The 15,534-nt window shown below is 71.2% G+C and carries 15 protein-coding genes; 9 read left to right on the top strand and 6 right to left on the bottom strand.

Annotation, left to right across the window (positions count from 1 at the left end; genetic code table 11):
* Positions 1-494: 494 nt before the first annotated feature.
* On the top strand, positions 495-887 hold the full coding sequence (locus ACFQTY_RS16940; protein WP_378102887.1) for a hypothetical protein: 393 nt from the start codon (positions 495-497) through the stop codon (positions 885-887).
* 127 nt (positions 888-1,014) lie between these two features.
* Here the strand turns inward: ACFQTY_RS16940 and ACFQTY_RS16935 are convergent, their stop codons facing one another.
* Entirely contained in the window at positions 1,015-2,463 is a 1,449-nt protein-coding gene (locus ACFQTY_RS16935) for a hypothetical protein (RefSeq protein WP_378102884.1), read from the bottom strand.
* Between the two features lie 471 nt (positions 2,464-2,934).
* Positions 2,935-3,546 carry a hypothetical protein gene (locus ACFQTY_RS16930; RefSeq protein ID WP_378102881.1) on the bottom strand — a complete coding sequence of 204 codons (612 nt, stop codon included), beginning with the start codon at positions 3,544-3,546 and terminating at the stop codon, positions 2,935-2,937.
* A 481-nt stretch (positions 3,547-4,027) separates the two neighbouring features.
* On the opposite strand from ACFQTY_RS16930, the gene ACFQTY_RS16925 reads away from it, so the two are divergent.
* Complete coding sequence (locus tag ACFQTY_RS16925) at positions 4,028-4,546, top strand: VanZ family protein (RefSeq protein ID WP_378102878.1); 519 nt, start codon at positions 4,028-4,030, stop codon at positions 4,544-4,546.
* A 94-nt stretch (positions 4,547-4,640) separates the two neighbouring features.
* On the top strand, positions 4,641-4,922 hold the full coding sequence (locus ACFQTY_RS16920; protein ID WP_378102875.1) for a hypothetical protein: 282 nt from the start codon (positions 4,641-4,643) through the stop codon (positions 4,920-4,922).
* A gap of 52 nt (positions 4,923-4,974) precedes the next feature.
* Here ACFQTY_RS16920 and ACFQTY_RS16915 read toward each other — a convergent pair whose 3' ends face one another.
* Entirely contained in the window at positions 4,975-5,538 is a 564-nt protein-coding gene (locus ACFQTY_RS16915) for a TetR/AcrR family transcriptional regulator (RefSeq protein WP_378102873.1), read from the bottom strand.
* Positions 5,539-5,670: 132 nt separating this feature from the next.
* Here ACFQTY_RS16915 and ACFQTY_RS16910 point away from each other — a divergent pair, with 132 nt between their 5' ends.
* The 4 genes from ACFQTY_RS16910 to ACFQTY_RS16895 all read left to right on the top strand — a co-directional run bounded on the left by ACFQTY_RS16910 (position 5,671) and on the right by ACFQTY_RS16895 (position 9,846).
* Positions 5,671-6,696: an aldo/keto reductase gene (locus ACFQTY_RS16910; protein WP_378102870.1), complete on the top strand. Its 1,026-nt coding sequence runs from the start codon at positions 5,671-5,673 to the stop codon at positions 6,694-6,696.
* Between the two features lie 184 nt (positions 6,697-6,880).
* Positions 6,881-9,010: an FAD-dependent oxidoreductase gene (locus tag ACFQTY_RS16905; RefSeq protein WP_378102868.1), complete on the top strand. Its 2,130-nt coding sequence runs from the start codon at positions 6,881-6,883 to the stop codon at positions 9,008-9,010.
* The gene (locus tag ACFQTY_RS16900) at positions 9,007-9,411 is read left to right on the top strand and encodes a hypothetical protein (RefSeq protein WP_378102866.1); all 405 of its coding nucleotides are present in this window, start codon (positions 9,007-9,009) and stop codon (positions 9,409-9,411) included. Before ACFQTY_RS16905 ends, ACFQTY_RS16900 begins: the two co-directional genes overlap by 4 nt.
* Positions 9,412-9,414: 3 nt before the next feature.
* Positions 9,415-9,846 carry a hypothetical protein gene (locus ACFQTY_RS16895; protein ID WP_378102864.1) on the top strand — a complete coding sequence of 144 codons (432 nt, stop codon included), beginning with the start codon at positions 9,415-9,417 and terminating at the stop codon, positions 9,844-9,846.
* A 6-nt stretch (positions 9,847-9,852) separates the two neighbouring features.
* On the opposite strand, the gene ACFQTY_RS16890 is transcribed toward ACFQTY_RS16895, so the two are convergent.
* Both ACFQTY_RS16890 and ACFQTY_RS16885 read right to left on the bottom strand, forming a co-directional pair.
* Positions 9,853-11,112 carry an RNA polymerase sigma factor gene (locus tag ACFQTY_RS16890; RefSeq protein WP_378102862.1) on the bottom strand — a complete coding sequence of 420 codons (1,260 nt, stop codon included), beginning with the start codon at positions 11,110-11,112 and terminating at the stop codon, positions 9,853-9,855.
* Entirely contained in the window at positions 11,109-11,420 is a 312-nt protein-coding gene (locus tag ACFQTY_RS16885) for a YciI family protein (protein ID WP_378103083.1), read from the bottom strand. Before ACFQTY_RS16885 ends, ACFQTY_RS16890 begins: the two co-directional genes overlap by 4 nt.
* Before the next feature lie 264 nt (positions 11,421-11,684).
* Between ACFQTY_RS16885 and ACFQTY_RS16880 the strand changes: the two genes are divergently transcribed.
* Both ACFQTY_RS16880 and ACFQTY_RS16875 read left to right on the top strand, forming a co-directional pair.
* Positions 11,685-12,569, top strand: a complete 885-nt coding sequence (locus tag ACFQTY_RS16880; RefSeq protein WP_378102860.1) for an oxygenase MpaB family protein — start codon at positions 11,685-11,687, stop codon at positions 12,567-12,569.
* A 63-nt stretch (positions 12,570-12,632) separates the two neighbouring features.
* Positions 12,633-13,601, top strand: coding sequence for a DMT family transporter (locus tag ACFQTY_RS16875; protein ID WP_378102858.1), 969 nt, complete (start codon positions 12,633-12,635; stop codon positions 13,599-13,601).
* A gap of 7 nt (positions 13,602-13,608) precedes the next feature.
* Here the strand turns inward: ACFQTY_RS16875 and ACFQTY_RS16870 are convergent, their stop codons facing one another.
* Positions 13,609-15,504 carry an acyl-CoA dehydrogenase family protein gene (locus tag ACFQTY_RS16870; RefSeq protein WP_378102856.1) on the bottom strand — a complete coding sequence of 632 codons (1,896 nt, stop codon included), beginning with the start codon at positions 15,502-15,504 and terminating at the stop codon, positions 13,609-13,611.
* Between the last annotated feature and the right edge of the window lie 30 nt (positions 15,505-15,534).

Here is a 15,534-nt window from a genome sequence, read left to right as displayed (position 1 = left end):
TGGAGACAGTCGCCGCCGGGTCGCAAATGGCTCGGCTGGTCAGCCAGTCCGGCGATCGGCATTCACCGGCCCGACCCGAGCCGTCCGCGACAACCTTCGTTGCCCTGAGGAAGGAACAGGTGTCGGGACTCATCTGGCATTAGCCGACAACCGGACTTGTCCCGGCTTGGCGCCGCCCAAGTTGCTCATGGGGTGCACGGCCGAGCAGGCCACTCTCGAGGGTGTCTTCACGGGCGGGCGCTCGGTCGCGTACCGGTGCTGGACTCCAGCAACGGAGCCGTGCTCAGGCCTGGTGCGAACGTGAGCGTCAAAGAACCTGGCGTCCAGCCACAAAGCGGGAACCGTCGAAGGGTCCAAAGCCTCACCCGTCGCTGGGCAGCGGCGACTCTGCGGTGACGTCCTGGTCGACCGAGCCGTCTTCGCGGGAAGAGAGAGGCCCGGGGTGCTTCACAGCAGTCCGGGTGCCGTCGCGTCGCCAGGGTACGTTCGGCGGCGTGATTGTGAGCGGCCGGGGAGGGGATCTGCGAAGGCTCGACGAGTTCTGCGCCCGCTTGGTTCGTTTGGCGACCGACGGAGACTTCACGGACATCGAGGGCGCCTTGACGTTCCCTAGGGGCATGTGCACGTGGATTAGCTACGCCGGCGGTGAGATCCTGCGGGAGCGCGGCTTCGGCACGTGGACCATCCAAAACGCCACCACGCCTGCACGGTCCCCACGCCACGACTGGCTCGTTCGGGACGATCTCTTCGTCGACCTGACCGCGCACCAGTTCAAGGACGCCGGCTATGAGACGTTCATCGTCGGCCGAGGGCAGAGCCCGCTTGTATCGCGCTTCCCAGTGCACGTCGGCGGCTTCGCGACCTCCGGCATCGTCGGCCGAGCTTAATCGAGGCCTACCGCGCTCGACTGTGCGGCCTTCTCGGCCCAGCGTGAACCCGGGGAGGATGGTGGCTCGCCAAGCGAAACGTGGCTGTGGAGCTCGCCTGACCGGCGCCTCGGACACAGATCCCTGGTCAGCCGATGTGGGCCAGCAAGTTGAGTACGGCGCGAAGCACGCTCTGGTCGCCCATATTGGCGACGAGCAGGGTTGCCCCGGCAACGACCAACGACGCGAGGGCTATCCAAAGGGCGCGTCGCGCGATTCCGAGGCTATCGACGGATGCGCCAAGCGATGCGACCGTCGCCAGAATGTCCCGATACTCGCGATCAGCTTCGATTAATCGCGTAAAGGTCTCAGCCTGGTTATCCGCGATTCTGTCGTTCAAGTTGCGAGGCTCGCGCGCTTTGCGCCCCGCCGCTTCATTCTCCGCAATGATCCATGGCTCATATTCAGCCATGAACGGCGCGACGTCGAAGCTTCGCCACGCGTGAGACCGGTAGTTCTCGACATCCCGCTTGACGCTCGTGAGATCAAGGCTCAAAGTCAGCATCGAGTCCCGAAGCTGCCTGATCCCTCCCGGCTTGAACGCTGCGTGCTGGTTCCGCGCTCGATCGCGCAGCTCGCTGTACTTCGCTTCGATCACCGAAAGGAATCCGCCAATTGCGAGGGTCACCAGGAAGCCGAGGATATGCCCATCGACGTGGTGGGCGACTGCTTGATCGGTTGACCCGCCGTAGTACTGGAATTCGTCGTTCGCGTCGGCGATCGCCTGCCGCTGGCCCCAGAGGGCGACAGTCCGAGATTGGAGTTCGGGCGCGAGGTCAGGCTCTACCTCCGTCAACCGCATCATCGGCAATGCTGCTGATGTCTTCTGCTCGAAGTTGATGTCGGTGATCCCGATTGCCCGGAGCGCATCGCTCAGGTCGGGCTGGATCTGGCTCGTGGCGAATGGGTCGAGTCTTTCCATGAGCAACAAATCCATGACGAGTTGGTGCTCACGGTGGTTCGCGAAGAAGCCCGGGCACTTCTCTGCCATCCACTTCCGCGCGGCGTTGTGAAGCAAGCGACGGGCTCGCTGTGTGTCTCGCCACGCGACCGCTTGAGGTTCCATGGCACGTGGTCGCTTCCAGCCGCTCCGTACAAGTTCGGGCTCACGTGGCGCATGCCAGGCGACATCGATGCTGCGGGCAGCATTGTCCTCCAGGTGGAAGCACGCCACGATCGCTGTCAGGCCCGCACCAACCTGGATCGCCTTAATATCTACTCGACCGAATTGAGACGGTAGGCGATCGCGGGCCGCGAGTGGGTCCCAGCCTGCGTCGTTCGTGCTGACGACCTCCGCGAGCCTCCACCAGCTTGCTCCGTCGCGGGATCGTCGCTTGCTTAGTAGGTCGGCGTTGTCTTCGCTCCGAAAGAATCGGCGATCCCGGTCCCACTTGTTCCGCACGAGCGCGCGCTTGAACGCGTCGGCCGTTGTAGGCGTTAGGAGCTCGACGACCCAAATCGCGGGAATCGCGATGTGCTCGTCGTCCGGTACGTGAACGTTGTGAAGCGGGTCTTCGCGACTCCAGTTCTTGTTCACTTCATGTTCGTAGTACGAAAGAAGGTAGTTGGAACCGCGATTGCAGGTGTGGCGGAATTTCCGGGGGAAGAAGTTGTGTCTTCTTCCTCTGGCGAGCCACCGAAGCATTCTATAGGGAGTATCCCACCAACGCCTGCCCTTGCCGGGCTCGGGTGTCTTCTGGTGTGCCTCATGAACCCACCGGGAGATTTGCGCGACTCTGTCATCGCCGGAGATGCCCTCGCGCGGCATGGCGGGCGCTTCCGTCGCTTCCCGAGTTGTGGAGATTACCGACTCGGTGCTCTGTTCCGGACCCCGATCCGCAGTCACTGCGATCCTCCTTTGGTGCGCCGGAGCGGGTGGCTGCCGGCCCGTCGCTTCCTGCCACTTTGCGGCACCCGGGGACATTCGGCCGCAGGTTGTTGACCGACCGTGACCGCGAGACCACGAAGCGGGGCCGCAGTGGAGTCGCCGAGGGATCCCTCCGGCCGTTCATGCCGTGGCCTCGCCGCTGGCGGCGTCCCAGAGTCGGCACCAGAGCGGCCCGGCGACCTCAGTGAGTTCCAGCAACCACAGGTACATGGTGCAGGCGTCGTCGTCGTCCTTGAATGTCGGGTTTGACTGCCACGTGAAGTGATTGTCGTCGCTGACGGTCATGGATGTGTTCCCGCCGATGTGGGACGGATGAGCCCAGTTGCTGAGCTGGGCGTACACCGCCTTGAACCCAGGTGCCTGTCGGTTGGCCGCTTCCACGATCTTGCCGATGCTGAACCGGTCGCGGTCACCGGCCAGCAGGGACACGCGCCGCAGGTCCGCGGGCTTCTCGATGAGGTAGCTGAGAAGCGCGACGACTTCGGCGAGTGAGCGCAGTAGCGAGGCGCTGGCGAACGGGTTGTCGGCCGCGATCTCTCGCGACGCCGCCTCCTGGAAGGCATGCAGTCGCGTGACAAGGCCGAGCATGGCCAACGTGTCATGGGTGAAGGGGAAGCCAGCCGGCACCTTCTGGACGATCTCGTGGCGCATCCGCTTCTGTGCCTGCTCGGTGATGTCCGCACCTGAGGCGCGGTCAGCGATGCCCCGCTTCGCCGCGATCGAGTCGGTCACGGCAGAAGTGTGATCCCCGGGACGGGCACCGTCAGTCGACGCGCCTTGCCCGCCAGTGCGGCGAGTAGCGGGGCGCGCCCTTGGCCCGCCCGGCTTCGGTGTCCTTCCTGGGCGCCTTGGCATCATGCTTGTCAACGCGCGTCAACGGAGTGTCTGCATGCGCTCACTCAAGACGTGTTGGCGCCCGACGTTTCCCAATGTTAGGCGATGGTGTCTCACCATCCGGACACTTCGATTCCCGCCACCTCCACCCATGCTCCGCCGACGGCTGCGTATGCGTCGGCGCGTGCCGCTATGAGGCCCGTTCCCCCTGTGGGGACGGGCCTCGTCGTCGTTCCGGCTCGGGGCGCCGAGTGACTGCAGGAGCGTCCAGCCTGCCGGGCGTCTCGCAGCGTTCGTTGACAGGCTCGGCGCGTACCGTGCCGGGATGCCTGAGCAGTCACTGCGCGACCGGGCCGAGGAGCGGTTGCGCTGGCACCTCATGACGACGCGCGCGAGGCTCGAGACAGTCGTCATCTCCGCGGTGTTCGCGCTCTACGTGGCGTTCGCGCTGAAACTGCTGCTCTTCTCGCGGCCGCCTGGTTCGGAACGGTCGATCAACCTCGTCCCGTTCGCGACGATCTCGCACTACCTGGTGAGCGGGTCGTCAGGCGTCCGCAGGTTCGCGTTCGGCAACGTCGCGGGAAACGTCCTCCTGTTCGTCCCGCTCGGCGCCTACGTGTCGGTTCTGACGAGGTGGGCCGTGGCGAGGACCATGCTGGTCGTCGCGTCGGCGAGCGTGGCGGTGGAGATCCTTCAGGGAGTGTTCGCCCTGGGGGCGTCAGACATCGACGACATGATCCTCAACTGCGTCGGAGGGTTCATCGGCATCCTGCTGGCGCTCCTGGCTAGGGTGGTCCTCAAAGACGCCGGCCGGGTGCGTGCGGTCGTCGCAGCGGTATCGATCGTCGCGCTTCCGGTGCTGTGCTTCTTGCTGTTCGTCGTCCGACTGCGCATGTGAGGTCGGTTCCGAGCCGTTCTCCGCGTGAGCCGTCCGGGTGGTTCCCATCGGGGCGCTCGACGCCTGGCGCGCGCGTGCTGCAGGCTGTCCGGCGATGAGCGCGCCACCCGACCCCCGTGGTCGGTCGATGCGGCCCTACCTGTGGGTGGTAGGGCTGTTCTGGGTGCTTCCCGTGGTCCTGACGGTCCTGGGCTACGTCTTCCTGCCCCACCACAACGCCTCCGGCCAGTGCGAGGGCATCGGTTTCGGGTGCGTGCCGCCCCCGAACGTCGGGCTGGTCATCTTCATGGGCGTGGTCGGTGCACCGGTCCTGCTGGTCAGCGGATTCGTCGCGATGGGTGTCGTCGCGCTGGTGCGGTTCCTCCGTCGTCGCTGAGGCAGGTCGGCGAAGGGTCGAACCGGCGCGCCAGAGTGGCGGAACCGGCCGTTCAGCGGGCGTTGGCCCGGGCGCCGTAGCGCAGGCCGTCCAGCAGCAGCCCGACCATCCGGTCGGCGCGGTCCGTGCCGCCGCCCGGTGCCGGCAGCGACAGGTTCGCGATCGCGCTGATCAGCTCGAGCGGGTCGACGTCGTCGCGGATGGTCCCCGCTTCCGCCGCGGCATCGAGCAGGCGCTGCAGGGCCGGCGCGGCGTTGGCCTCGAAGTACTCGCGCAGGCCGCTGTACGCGGGGTCGCCCGAGTGCAGTGCCGCGCCGAGACCGTGCTTGGTGGCGACGAACTGCGTGTAGCGCCGGGCCCAGAGCTCGAGCGCCTCGGCGGGCTCGTGCTGCTGCGCAAGGAGGGCCGCCTGCGCCGTCACGTCGTCGATCTCCCGCCGGAACACCGCGGCGATCAGGTCCGAGCGCAGCGGGAAGTGGCGGTAGAGCGTCGCGGTGCCGACCCCGGCGCGAGCGGCGATGGCGCGCACCGGCACGTCGACGCCGTGGGCGGCGAACTCCTGCTTGGCCGCCTCCAGCAGGGCGTCGAGGTTGCGTCGGGCGTCCGCGCGAGGCATCGGTCTCTCCGTCGTCGTCGGTGGACCCGTCGTTGATAAACGGGACAGCGTTCCGTATAGTCGAGTAGCGGGACATTGTTCCGCTTCTGCCTCATCGTACGGCGTCCGCTCGGGTGCCAGCAGGGAGTCACCATGCAGTACCGCACGCTCGGCCGCACCGGCATCAAGGTCAGCCCCTACGCGCTCGGCGCGATGATGCTCGGATCGCTCGGCAACCCGGACCGCTCCGAGGCGATCCGCATCGTCCACCGGGCGCTCGACGCCGGCATCAACTTCGTGGACACCGCCGACCGCTACGGCGACTCCGAGGAGGTGGTGGGGGAGGCGCTCAAGGGGCGACGCGACGACGTGGTGCTCGCGACCAAGTTCTGGGGCCCCGTCGACGACGACCTGAACCACCGCGGCGCCTCCCGCCGCTGGATCGTGCAGGCGGTCGAGCGCTCCCTGCGCCGGCTCCAGACCGACCACATCGACCTGTACCAGCTGCACCGCCCCGACCCCGAGACGGACATCGACGAGACGCTCTCGGCCCTCACCGACCTGGTCAGGCAGGGCAAGGTGCGTGCCATCGGGTCCTCGTCGATGCGCGGCTCGGAGATCGTCGAGGCGCAGTGGACCTCGGAGCGACGCGGCTACGAGCGGTTCCGCACCGAGCAGCCCAACTACTCGATCCTCGACCGCGAGATCGAGCGGGAGATCCTGCCGGTCGCGCAGCGCTACGGCATGGGCACGCTGGTCTACAGCCCGCTCGCCGGCGGCATGCTGACCGGTCGCTACCGAGCCGGTCAGGACAACGACAACTTCCGCTCGACGCGCACCGGGATGCGGCACTTCCGGGACGAGCGCCGGCTCGCGGCCGTCGAGCAGCTGGTCGCGCTCGCCGAGGAGACCGGGATCACGCTGACCCATCTCGCGATGGCGTTCGTCATCGCGCACCCGGGTGTGACGTCGGCGATCGCCGGTCCGCGCACCATGGAGCAGCTCGAGGACACCCTCGCCGGGGTCGACGTGGCCCTGAGCGACGAGATCCTCGACCGCATCGACGCGATCGTGCCGCCGGGGGAGAGCGTCGGGGCGATGGACATGGTCTACCGCGGGCCCGAGGTGGGCGACAGCGCGTTGCGCCGGCGTCGGGCCGGCGACCGATCGGCGGCGTAGCCGAGACGTCGTCAGCGGGTGCGTGCCGTCAGCGGACCTGATTCCACGCCGTCGCGCTCCCGCTCGGCCGCGTCCCGGGACCCGTCGTGCACGTTCGTGCGGGAAGGACGATGGGCCCTGCCGCCCGGGCTGGCCTGGGCAATAGCGTGGACGTGCTGCGCGCCTCGTCGAGGAGGTGGAGACAGTGCCCACAGCTGCCCGGTCAGCCATGCCGCACGTCGTCGTGGTGGGTGGTGGTGGGACCGGCGGTGCCGTCGCGCACGACCTGGCGTTGCGCGGGCTGCGCGTCACGGTGCTCGAGCGGGGAGAGGTGACGTCCGGGACCACCGGCCGGCACCACGGGTTGCTGCACAGCGGTGCCCGGTACGCGGTGGCGGACGCGACGTCCGCCGTCGAGTGCATCGCCGAGAACCGGATCCTCCGGCGGATCGCACCGGGGTCCTTCGAGGAGAACGACGGGCTGTTCGTCGCGCTGACCGACGAGGACCTGGCGTACCTGCCGGGGTTCGTCGAGGCGTGCCGTGCCTGCGACATCCCGGCGGAGGTGCTCGACAGGGCCGAGGCGCTGCGTCGCGAGCCCGGGCTGGGCCCGGAGGTCAGGGCCGCCGTGCAGGTGCCGGACGGCACGATGGACGCGATGCGGCTGCCGCTGCGCTTCTTCGCGACGGCACAGTCGAACGGCGCCGTGATCAGGACCTTCACCGAGGTGGTCGGGCTGCGGCGGCAGGACGGTGCCGTGACCGGTGTCGCGTACCGCGACGACGTGACCGGCGAGGAGGGGCTGCTGACCGCCGACCTGGTGGTGAACGCCGCCGGGCCCTGGGCGCAGCGGATCGCCGAGATGGCCGGTGTCGACGTCCCGATCCGGTGCTCGCCCGGCGTCCTGGTCGCCGTGCGCGGCCGGTGGTGCGACATGGTGGTCAACCGGCTGCACCGGTCCGGCGACGGCGACATCGTGCTCCCCCAGCGCGGTCTGAGCGTGATCGGCACCAGCTCGTGGGTGGTGGACGACCCGGACGAGCTGCACCTCCCCGAGGACCACATCCGCACGATGGTTACGGAGGGCTCGAGGCTGGTGCCGGCGGTGGCGCACGCCGAGATCCGGGCGGCCTGGTCTGCGGTGCGACCGCTGATCGGTGGCGGCGGCAGCACGACCGGACGGGAGCTGTCGCGCACCTTCAAGTGCTTCGACCACGCGGAGCGGGACGGCGTCGAGGGGTTCGTCACCATCTCCGGCGGCAAGGCGACCACGCTGCGCGCGATGGCGGAGGCGACGGCCGACGTCGTCTGCCGCCGGCTCGGCGTCGAGGCCCCGTGCCGCACCCGCGAGCAGGTGCTGCTGCCGAACAACGCGTACTACACGTCGCACGAGTCGATGCCCTCGACGACGCAAGAAGCGCCCGCGGTGACCGGCCCCCGGCGCTCCGGTGCCGCGGCGACGCGCACTGCCACGCCCGGAGCGGTGGCCCGCACCGCCACGACGAGCCGGACCGCCACGACCGGCGGCACGACCACGACCAGCACGAGCGGCACGACGGCCCCGCCGAACCGCGTGCTGCGCGTCTCCCGCTGGAAGCCCGGCTGGCCGGCCCCGGCTCAGCTCGAGTACGTCGTCCCCGTCGAGCCGCGCACCACCGTGCTCGACGCGCTGCGCAGCATCAGGTGGCACGACGACGCGTCGTTGACCGTGCGGCACTCCTGCTGCCACTCGTCGTGCGGCACGTGTGGCGTGCGGGTGAACGGCGCGGAGGTGCTCGGCTGCGTCACGGTGCTGGCCGACCTGCCGGCGGGCGCGGTCACGGTCGAGCCGATGGCCAACGCGCCGGTGCTCAGCGACCTGGTGGTCGACATGACCCGGCTGTACGACGGGCTCGAGCGGTCGGGCCGTCCGCTGGTGCGGCAGGTCGAGACGCCGGGCCGCGGGCGCAGGGCGAAGGTCCGCCGGTCCGGGACGGGCCCGGCGTCGGTGCGGCTGGAGGACTGCGTCGAGTGCGGGCTGTGCGTCTCCGCCTGCCCGATCACCGGGACCGACCAGGCGTATCTCGGCCCCGCGGTGCTCGGCGCGGCCGCCCGGGTGGTCGCCGAGCCGCGCGGCCAGGACGTGCGGTCGGTGCTCACGTGGGTGGACGACCACGACGGCTGCTGGCGCTGCCACCTGAGCTTCGCGTGCAGCGAGGTCTGTCCCACGGGGGCGGACCCGGCGGCCGGGATCATGGCGCTGCGCGGCGCCCTCACGCGGGAGCACCTGAGGTGGCGGTCCGACGGACGCAGCGCCGCCAGGCCGGCCGAGGAGGAGAGGACGGCAGCGCGATGACGAGCGAACCGGGCACGACGCGCGGCACGGGACGCCGGGGCCTGCGGGGGTGGATGACGCACCCCGGCGCCGGGACCCCGACGTGGGCCTTCGTGGCGAACCGGGTGTCCGCTCTGATCCTGGTCGGGTACCTGTACCTGCACCTGGTGGTGCTGTCGATGCTGCTGCGTGGCTCGGCCAGCTGGGACTCGTTCCTGGCGATCGCCGGAACGCGGGCGTTCGTGACGGTCGACGTGGTGCTGTTCGCCGCCGTCGTGTGGCACGCCGCGAACGGCGTGCGGGTGGCGCTGGTCGGGACCGACGTGGCCGTGCGGCGGCAGCGCGCCCTGCTCGTCGGCGTGCTCGTGGTCACCGTGCTGGTGACCGCAGCCGCCGCGGTGCTGCTGCTGGCGAGGGAGTGAGCGATGAGCATCGAGCTGCGTCGTCGCGCCCGGCCCTCTGTCCCCGCGCAGACCGTCGACCGACCCCGTACCGATGTGGAGCCGGGTCGCCGGGGCGGCGGCTGGGGCTGGATCCTGCAGGTGGTCACCGGCGCCGCGCTGCTGGTGCTCGTGGTTGTGCACCTGGTCGCCCAGCACTTCGTCGTCTCGGCGCCGGGCGGCCTGCGGGACCGGGCGTCCGTGCTCGCCTACCTGGGCAACCCGGTGATCGTGGTGATCGAGTCGGCGTTCATGCTCACGGTGACGTGGCACGCCCTGCTCGGCGTCCGCTCGATCCTCTTCGACCTCGGCCTGGGTGCGCGCGCCCGGCGGCGGGTCACCGTCGGGCTCAGCGCGCTCGGCGCGGTGACGCTCGCCTACGGGTTCTGGATGATCGCGGTGCTGGCGGCCGGCTGAGCCGGCTCAGTCGAGCTGGCTGCGCCGGCGGGTCAGGTAGGCCGTCTCGGCCGTGTTTGCGCTGAGGGCCAGGGCGCGGTCGTAGGCCTCCAGCGCCTCGGCACGCCGGCCGAGCCGGCGCAGCAGCTCCGCGCGCGTCACGTGGAACGCGTGGTGGCCGGCGAGCGGCAGCCGGTCGACCAGGGCGAGCGCGACGTCGGGGCCGTCCAGCTCGGCGACGGCGATCGCGCGGTCGAGCGCCACCAGCGGTGACGGGTCGACGCGCACCAGCCGGTCGTACAGCGTCACCACCTGCGACCAGTCGGTGTCGCGCGCGTCCTTCGCCGCCGTGTGCACCGCGTTGATCGCCGCCAGCAGCTGGTAACGGCCCGGAGGCGGACCACCGGCGGCCACGACCGCGAGGCGTTCCCGCACCAGGTGGTGCCCCTCGTCGACCAGCTCTGTGTCCCAGCGGCTGCGGTCCTGCTCGCCGAGCGTCACCAGCTCGCCGGTGGACGACACGCGGGCCGGCCGGCGCGCCTCGGTCAGCAGCATCAGCGCGAGCAGCCCGGTCACCTCGCCGGAGTCGTCCGGCAGCAGCTCGCGGACCAGCCGGGTCAGCCGGATCGCCTCGGCGGTCAGGTCGGCACGGACGGGCTCGGTGTCGCTACCGGTGGCGAGGTAGCCCTCGTTGAAGACGAGGAACAGCACCGTGAGCACCGCGTCGAGCCGCGCCGGCAGGTCCTGCGCCGTCGGCACCCGGTACGGCACGTGCGCGGCCCGGATCTTCGCCTTCGCCCTGGTCAGCCGTTGGCCCATCGTCGCCTCGGGCACCAGGAACGCCCGCGCGATCTGCGGCATCGTCAGGCCGCCGACCATCCGCAGCGTCAGCGCGACCCGCGCCTCGGGCGACAGCGCCGGGTGGCAGCACGTGAACACCAGGCGCAGCCGGTCGTCCTCCACGGCGCCGCGGTCCAGCGGAGGGTCGTCGTCGTGCAGCAACGCGGCCTCCTGGTGCTTCTCGTCACGGCGCAGCTCGCGGCGCAGGCGGTCGATCGCCTTGCGGGTCGCGGTGGTGGTCAGCCAGCCGCCGGGGTTGGGCGGGACGCCGTCGTGCGGCCAGCGCTCGACGGCGGTCGCGAACGCGTCGGCGGCGGCGTCCTCGGCGGCACCCAGGTCGCCGAGCCGTCGGGTGAGGGTGGCGACCACCCGGGCCCACTCCTCACGGTGGGCCCGGGTGATCGCCTCCTCGACCGGGTCGAAGCGGGTCGGGTCGAGCCGCGTCACGGCTCGAGGAGCGCCTTGAACGACTCCTCCGTCTGGAACGGCCGCACCTCGACCTTGCCGCGGCAGGCCTTGGAGCCCTCCGCTGCGAGGCGCAGCGCGACGTCCAGGTCGGGCGCCTCGATGACCCAGAAGCCACCGAGGTGCTCCTTGGCCTCCAGGTACGGGCCGTCGGTGATCACCGGCTGCTCGCCGCGGCCGTCGACCACCGTCGCCGTGGTCGCCTGCTCCAGGCCGTCGGCGAACACGAAGTAGCCGTCGGCGACCAGCTTGTCGTTGAACGCTCCGGTGTCCGCGAACGCCTGGAGCATCGACTCCTTGTCGGGGTAGTCGCCGAACTGGTTGCGCTCGGCGGGGCCGTAGACGGACAGCAGGTACTTGGGCATCTCGTCGTCTCCTTCGGTGCTCGGTGCGGCGGTGGGCCGCCTCTCACCCCTGCTACGAACGGGTGCGTCCCGATCCGACACCGCGGGTGCGGCGAATTTCAAGGCCTCGTGCCGGGCGTCCGACGGCGGCCCCGGCCCGAGCGTCTCGACGGCTGCGACGTGCCGGCGCGCGCGTGTGACCATCAGAGGGTGAGCCCCGTCGTGAACCCGCGAGCCGCCCTGGCCCACGCCCTGCTCACGCGCGTCGCCGGACCGGAGCCGGACGAGGCGCGTGACCGCATCCACCTGACGCCGGGCCCGCGGTGGTTCGACCCGGACAGCCCGATCGGCCGGGTGCACGGCGATGCCTCGATGTTCGTCGGCGGGGTGCGGGCGCTGCTGCTGCAGTCGCTGCACCCGCTGGTGATGACGGCGGTCGCCGACCACTCCGGCTATCGCCAGGACCCGTGGGGACGGCTGCAGAACACCGCGACCTTCATCGCGGCGACCACGTTCGGCACCAGCGCCGCCGCTGAGCGCGCGATCGCGATCGTCAAGGCGGTGCACAAGCGCGTGGTCGGCACCATGCCCGACGGCACGCCCTACGCCGCCGGCGACCCGCACCTGCTGTCCTGGGTGCACCTCGGCGAGGCGGAGAGCTTCCTGCTGGCGCACCAGCACCTGGGCCGGCGGCCGCTCGACCGGGCCGGCTGCGACGAGTACGTCGCGCAGACGGCGGTGGTGGCGCGGGCCCTGGGCGTCGTCGACCCGCCCGTGACGTACGCCGGCCTGCGCGCGCAGCTCGCCGACTTCCGCGGCGAGCTGGCCGCCACCCCGGCCGCTCGCGACGTCGCCACGTTCCTGCTGCACACCCCGCCGCTGCCGCGCGCCGCGCGTCCGGGCTACGCGCTGATCACGTCCGGCGCGCTGGCGCTGCTGCCGCCCTGGGCGCGGCGGGAGCTCGGCGTGCACGCCGCGCCGGTGCTGGACCCGCTGCGCCGCGCGGGCGGCCGGGCCGTCACGGCGACGATCCGCTGGGCGCTGGACTCCGCGGAGCCGGGGCGGGCTCCCGAGGCGGTCGACGCCGCGCGGTAGGGGTGCGGTAGCTGCGGCCGGCCGTCCGGTGCCCGACGGTGCCACGCCGGTAGGGTCCCGAGCGTGACGGCGACCAGGACGACGACGGGCCGGGCGCTCGTCGTCCCCGCCGTGCTGCTGGCCGCGCTGGCCGGTGCCTTCGTCGCCACGCAGGGGCGGCTGAACGGCGACCTGGCCACGGCCGGTGCCGGGGCGCTGCTGTCCGCCTGGCTGTCCTACGTCGGCACGTTGGTCACCGTGGTCCTGGTGATCGTGGTCCAGGGACGGGCCGGACCGACGGTGCGGATCCTGCGTCACCAGGCGCGATGGTGGTGGTACGCCGTCGGGTTGTGCGGGGTGCCGATCGTCGTGATGTTCGCGGTGGGCATCCCGGTGGTCGGCGTGGCGATCGCGTCCGTGTGCTCGGTGGCCGGCCAGACCGTCGCCGGGCTGGTGCTGGACGCCCGCGGCGTCGGCATCCCCGCAGCCCTGCGCCTCACCGGACGGCGGCTGGTCGCCGCGGTGGTCGCGGTGGCGGGCCTCGTCGTCGCCGTCGGCTCGGCGCCGTCGTCGGACCTCGGCCGCGTGATGGTGCTCGGCGCGCTGATGTTCGTCTCCGGTGCGGTGCTCGCCGGTCAGCAGGCGGGCAACGGACGGGTGAACCTGCTGACGCGCGACGCGGTGCTGCCGGCGCTCACCTCGTCGGCGGGCGGCACGGTGGGCGTCAGCGTGCTGGTCGCCGTGGTCGCGGCAGCCGGTGGGCTGCACGGGGTCGCGCTGCCGAGCCGTCCGGACCAGTGGTACCTGTACCTCGGCGGTCCGCTGGGCGCCGCCATCACGGTGCTGGCCGCGTGGTCCATCCGGCACCTGGGCACGTTTGCCCTCACGCTGGGCGTGCTCGCCGGTCAGATGGTCGCGGCGGTGGGCGTGGACCTGATCTGGGGCGTGGGCGCTCGCGGGTGGACGTACCTGGCCGTCGCCATGATCACGGCGGCGACGGTGCTGGTGGTGCTCCCGCAGCGCGTCCTGCGCCGTCGTCCGGCTGCCGGCTAGCCTCCCGTCAGCCGCGCGGGGCGATCCAGGGTCCGGTGCCCTCGGACGGGTCGAGGATGCCGTCCTCCACCCAGGTCATCCGCCCGGCCATGACGGCGCGTGCGAGCCGGTTGTCGGTGGGGCCCGTCGAGCCGCCCAGACCTCGGAACAGCGCGTCGACCCGAGCTCGGGACTGCTCGCAGAACGCGTCGGCCAGGCGGACGGCGTCCGCCCCCGCCACCGGGTCCGAGCGGCGCATCGCGACGGCGCGGGTGCAGACCGCGGACATCGCGAACAGCTCGGCCCCGATGTCGACGATGTGGCCGAGCAGCACCTGCCGGCGGTCCAGCCGCGCCTGGTAGCGGGCCATCGCGTAGAACGTGCGGCGGGCCAGGGCGCGCGACGACCGCTCGACGAACCTGACGTGCCGGGCCAGCCGGCCGAACTCCGCGTACGTGCCGGGACGCGAGCCCTCACCGGCCAGCAAGGAAGGGAACCAGCGCACGTAGAACCTGCTCGCACCGACCGCCGAGCGCGCCTTGGCGCCCAACGAGGCGTCCCGCGACGCCAGCTCACCGGCCGCCGCCAGGTGCGCGTCCACCGCCTCGCGGGCGATCAGCAGCCGCATGATCTCCGACGACCCCTCGAAGATCCGGTTGATGCGCATGTCCCGCAGCAGCTGCTCGGCACCGACGGCCCGTTCACCACGGGCCGCGAGGGAGTCAGCGCTCTCGTACCCACGCCCCCCGCGGATCTGCACCAGCTCGTCGGCCACCCGGTACCCCATCTCGCTGGCCCACAGCTTGGCCAGCGCCGCCTCGATGCGGACGTCCTTCTGGCCGGCGTCGGCCAGCCGGGCGGACAGGTCGAACACCGACTCCAGCGCGAACGTCGTCGCGGCGATGAAGGCCAGCTTCGAGGCGATCGCCTCGTGCTCACCGACGGGTCGGCCCCACTGCACCCGCTCCGTGGACCACTGCCGGGCGATGGACAGGGCCCACTTGCTGCCGCCCGCGCAGATCGCCGGGATCGACAGCCGTCCGGTGTTCAGCGTGGTCAGCGCGATCTTCAGGCCCTGTCCCTCGCGGCCCAGCCGGTTCTCCGCGGGGACGCGCACCTGCCGGAACCGGGTGACCCCGTTCTCCATGCCGCGCAGCCCCATGAACCGGTTGCGGTGCTCGACGGTGATGCCCGGGGTGTCCGCCTCGACGACGAAGGCGCTGATGCCGCCGCGCTCGCCGTCGTGCGGGGGCACGACGGCCATGACGACCAGCAGCTCGGCGATCGGGCCGTTGGTGGTCCACAGCTTGGTGCCGTCCAGCAGGTACGCGGCACCGTCCTCCGTCGGGGTGGCCGTGGTGCCGAGCCGCGCGGGGTCCGAGCCGACGTCGGGCTCGGTCAGCAGGAAGGCCGAGATGGCGCCCGCGGCGCAGCGAGGCAGGTACTCCTGCTTCTGCGCGGGGCTGCCGAACTGGTGGACGGGCTCCGGCACACCGATCGACTGGTGCGCGGACAGCAGCGCGCCCAGGCTCGGGTGCACGGTGCTGACCAGCATCAGCGCCCTGCCGTAGTCGACCAGCGACAGCCCGAGGCCGCCGTACCGCTGCGGGATCTTCATGCCGAAGGCGCCGACCCGTCGCAGGGCCTCGACGACGTGCTCGGGGATGTGGTCCTCGCGCTCGATCGCCCGGCCGTCGATGGTGCGGCACACCTCGAGCAGACCCGCGCGGAACGTGGCCCCGCGTGCCTCGGCGTCCGGTTCGGACGTGGGGTACGGGTGGATCAGGCCGACGTCGAAGGAGCCGAGGTACAGCCCCTTGGCGAAGCTCGGCCGGGTCCACTGCGTCTCACGGGCCGCCTCCGCGACCTCACGAGCCTTGCGCTCACCCGGGGTGGGAGCCTGGTTCACGGCGACGTTGCTCACGGCGAGCCTCCCGCAGCGGGACCCGCACCG

The sequence above is a fragment of the Cellulomonas sp. T2.31MG-18 genome, assembly GCF_964266755.1.
Classification (GTDB): domain Bacteria; phylum Actinomycetota; class Actinomycetes; order Actinomycetales; family Cellulomonadaceae; genus Cellulomonas.
The sequence above is the reverse complement of the archived record's forward strand: the minus strand, read 5'-3'. Positions and strand labels throughout refer to the sequence as shown.

What these genes read in the sequence shown, in the direction of transcription:
- ACFQTY_RS16910 (WP_378102870.1), top strand. Translation starts at nt 5,671, where the DNA reads ATGCAGTACCGCACGCTCGGCCGCACCGGCATCAAGGTCAGCCCCTAC.
- ACFQTY_RS16925 (WP_378102878.1), top strand. Translation starts at nt 4,028, where the DNA reads ATGACGACGCGCGCGAGGCTCGAGACAGTCGTCATCTCCGCGGTGTTC.
- ACFQTY_RS16895 (WP_378102864.1), top strand. Translation starts at nt 9,415, where the DNA reads ATGAGCATCGAGCTGCGTCGTCGCGCCCGGCCCTCTGTCCCCGCGCAG.
- ACFQTY_RS16920 (WP_378102875.1), top strand. Translation starts at nt 4,641, where the DNA reads ATGAGCGCGCCACCCGACCCCCGTGGTCGGTCGATGCGGCCCTACCTG.
- ACFQTY_RS16885 (WP_378103083.1), bottom strand. Translation starts at nt 11,420, where the DNA reads ATGCTCCAGGCGTTCGCGGACACCGGAGCGTTCAACGACAAGCTGGTC.
- ACFQTY_RS16900 (WP_378102866.1), top strand. Translation starts at nt 9,007, where the DNA reads ATGACGAGCGAACCGGGCACGACGCGCGGCACGGGACGCCGGGGCCTG.
- ACFQTY_RS16915 (WP_378102873.1), bottom strand. Translation starts at nt 5,538, where the DNA reads ATGCCTCGCGCGGACGCCCGACGCAACCTCGACGCCCTGCTGGAGGCG.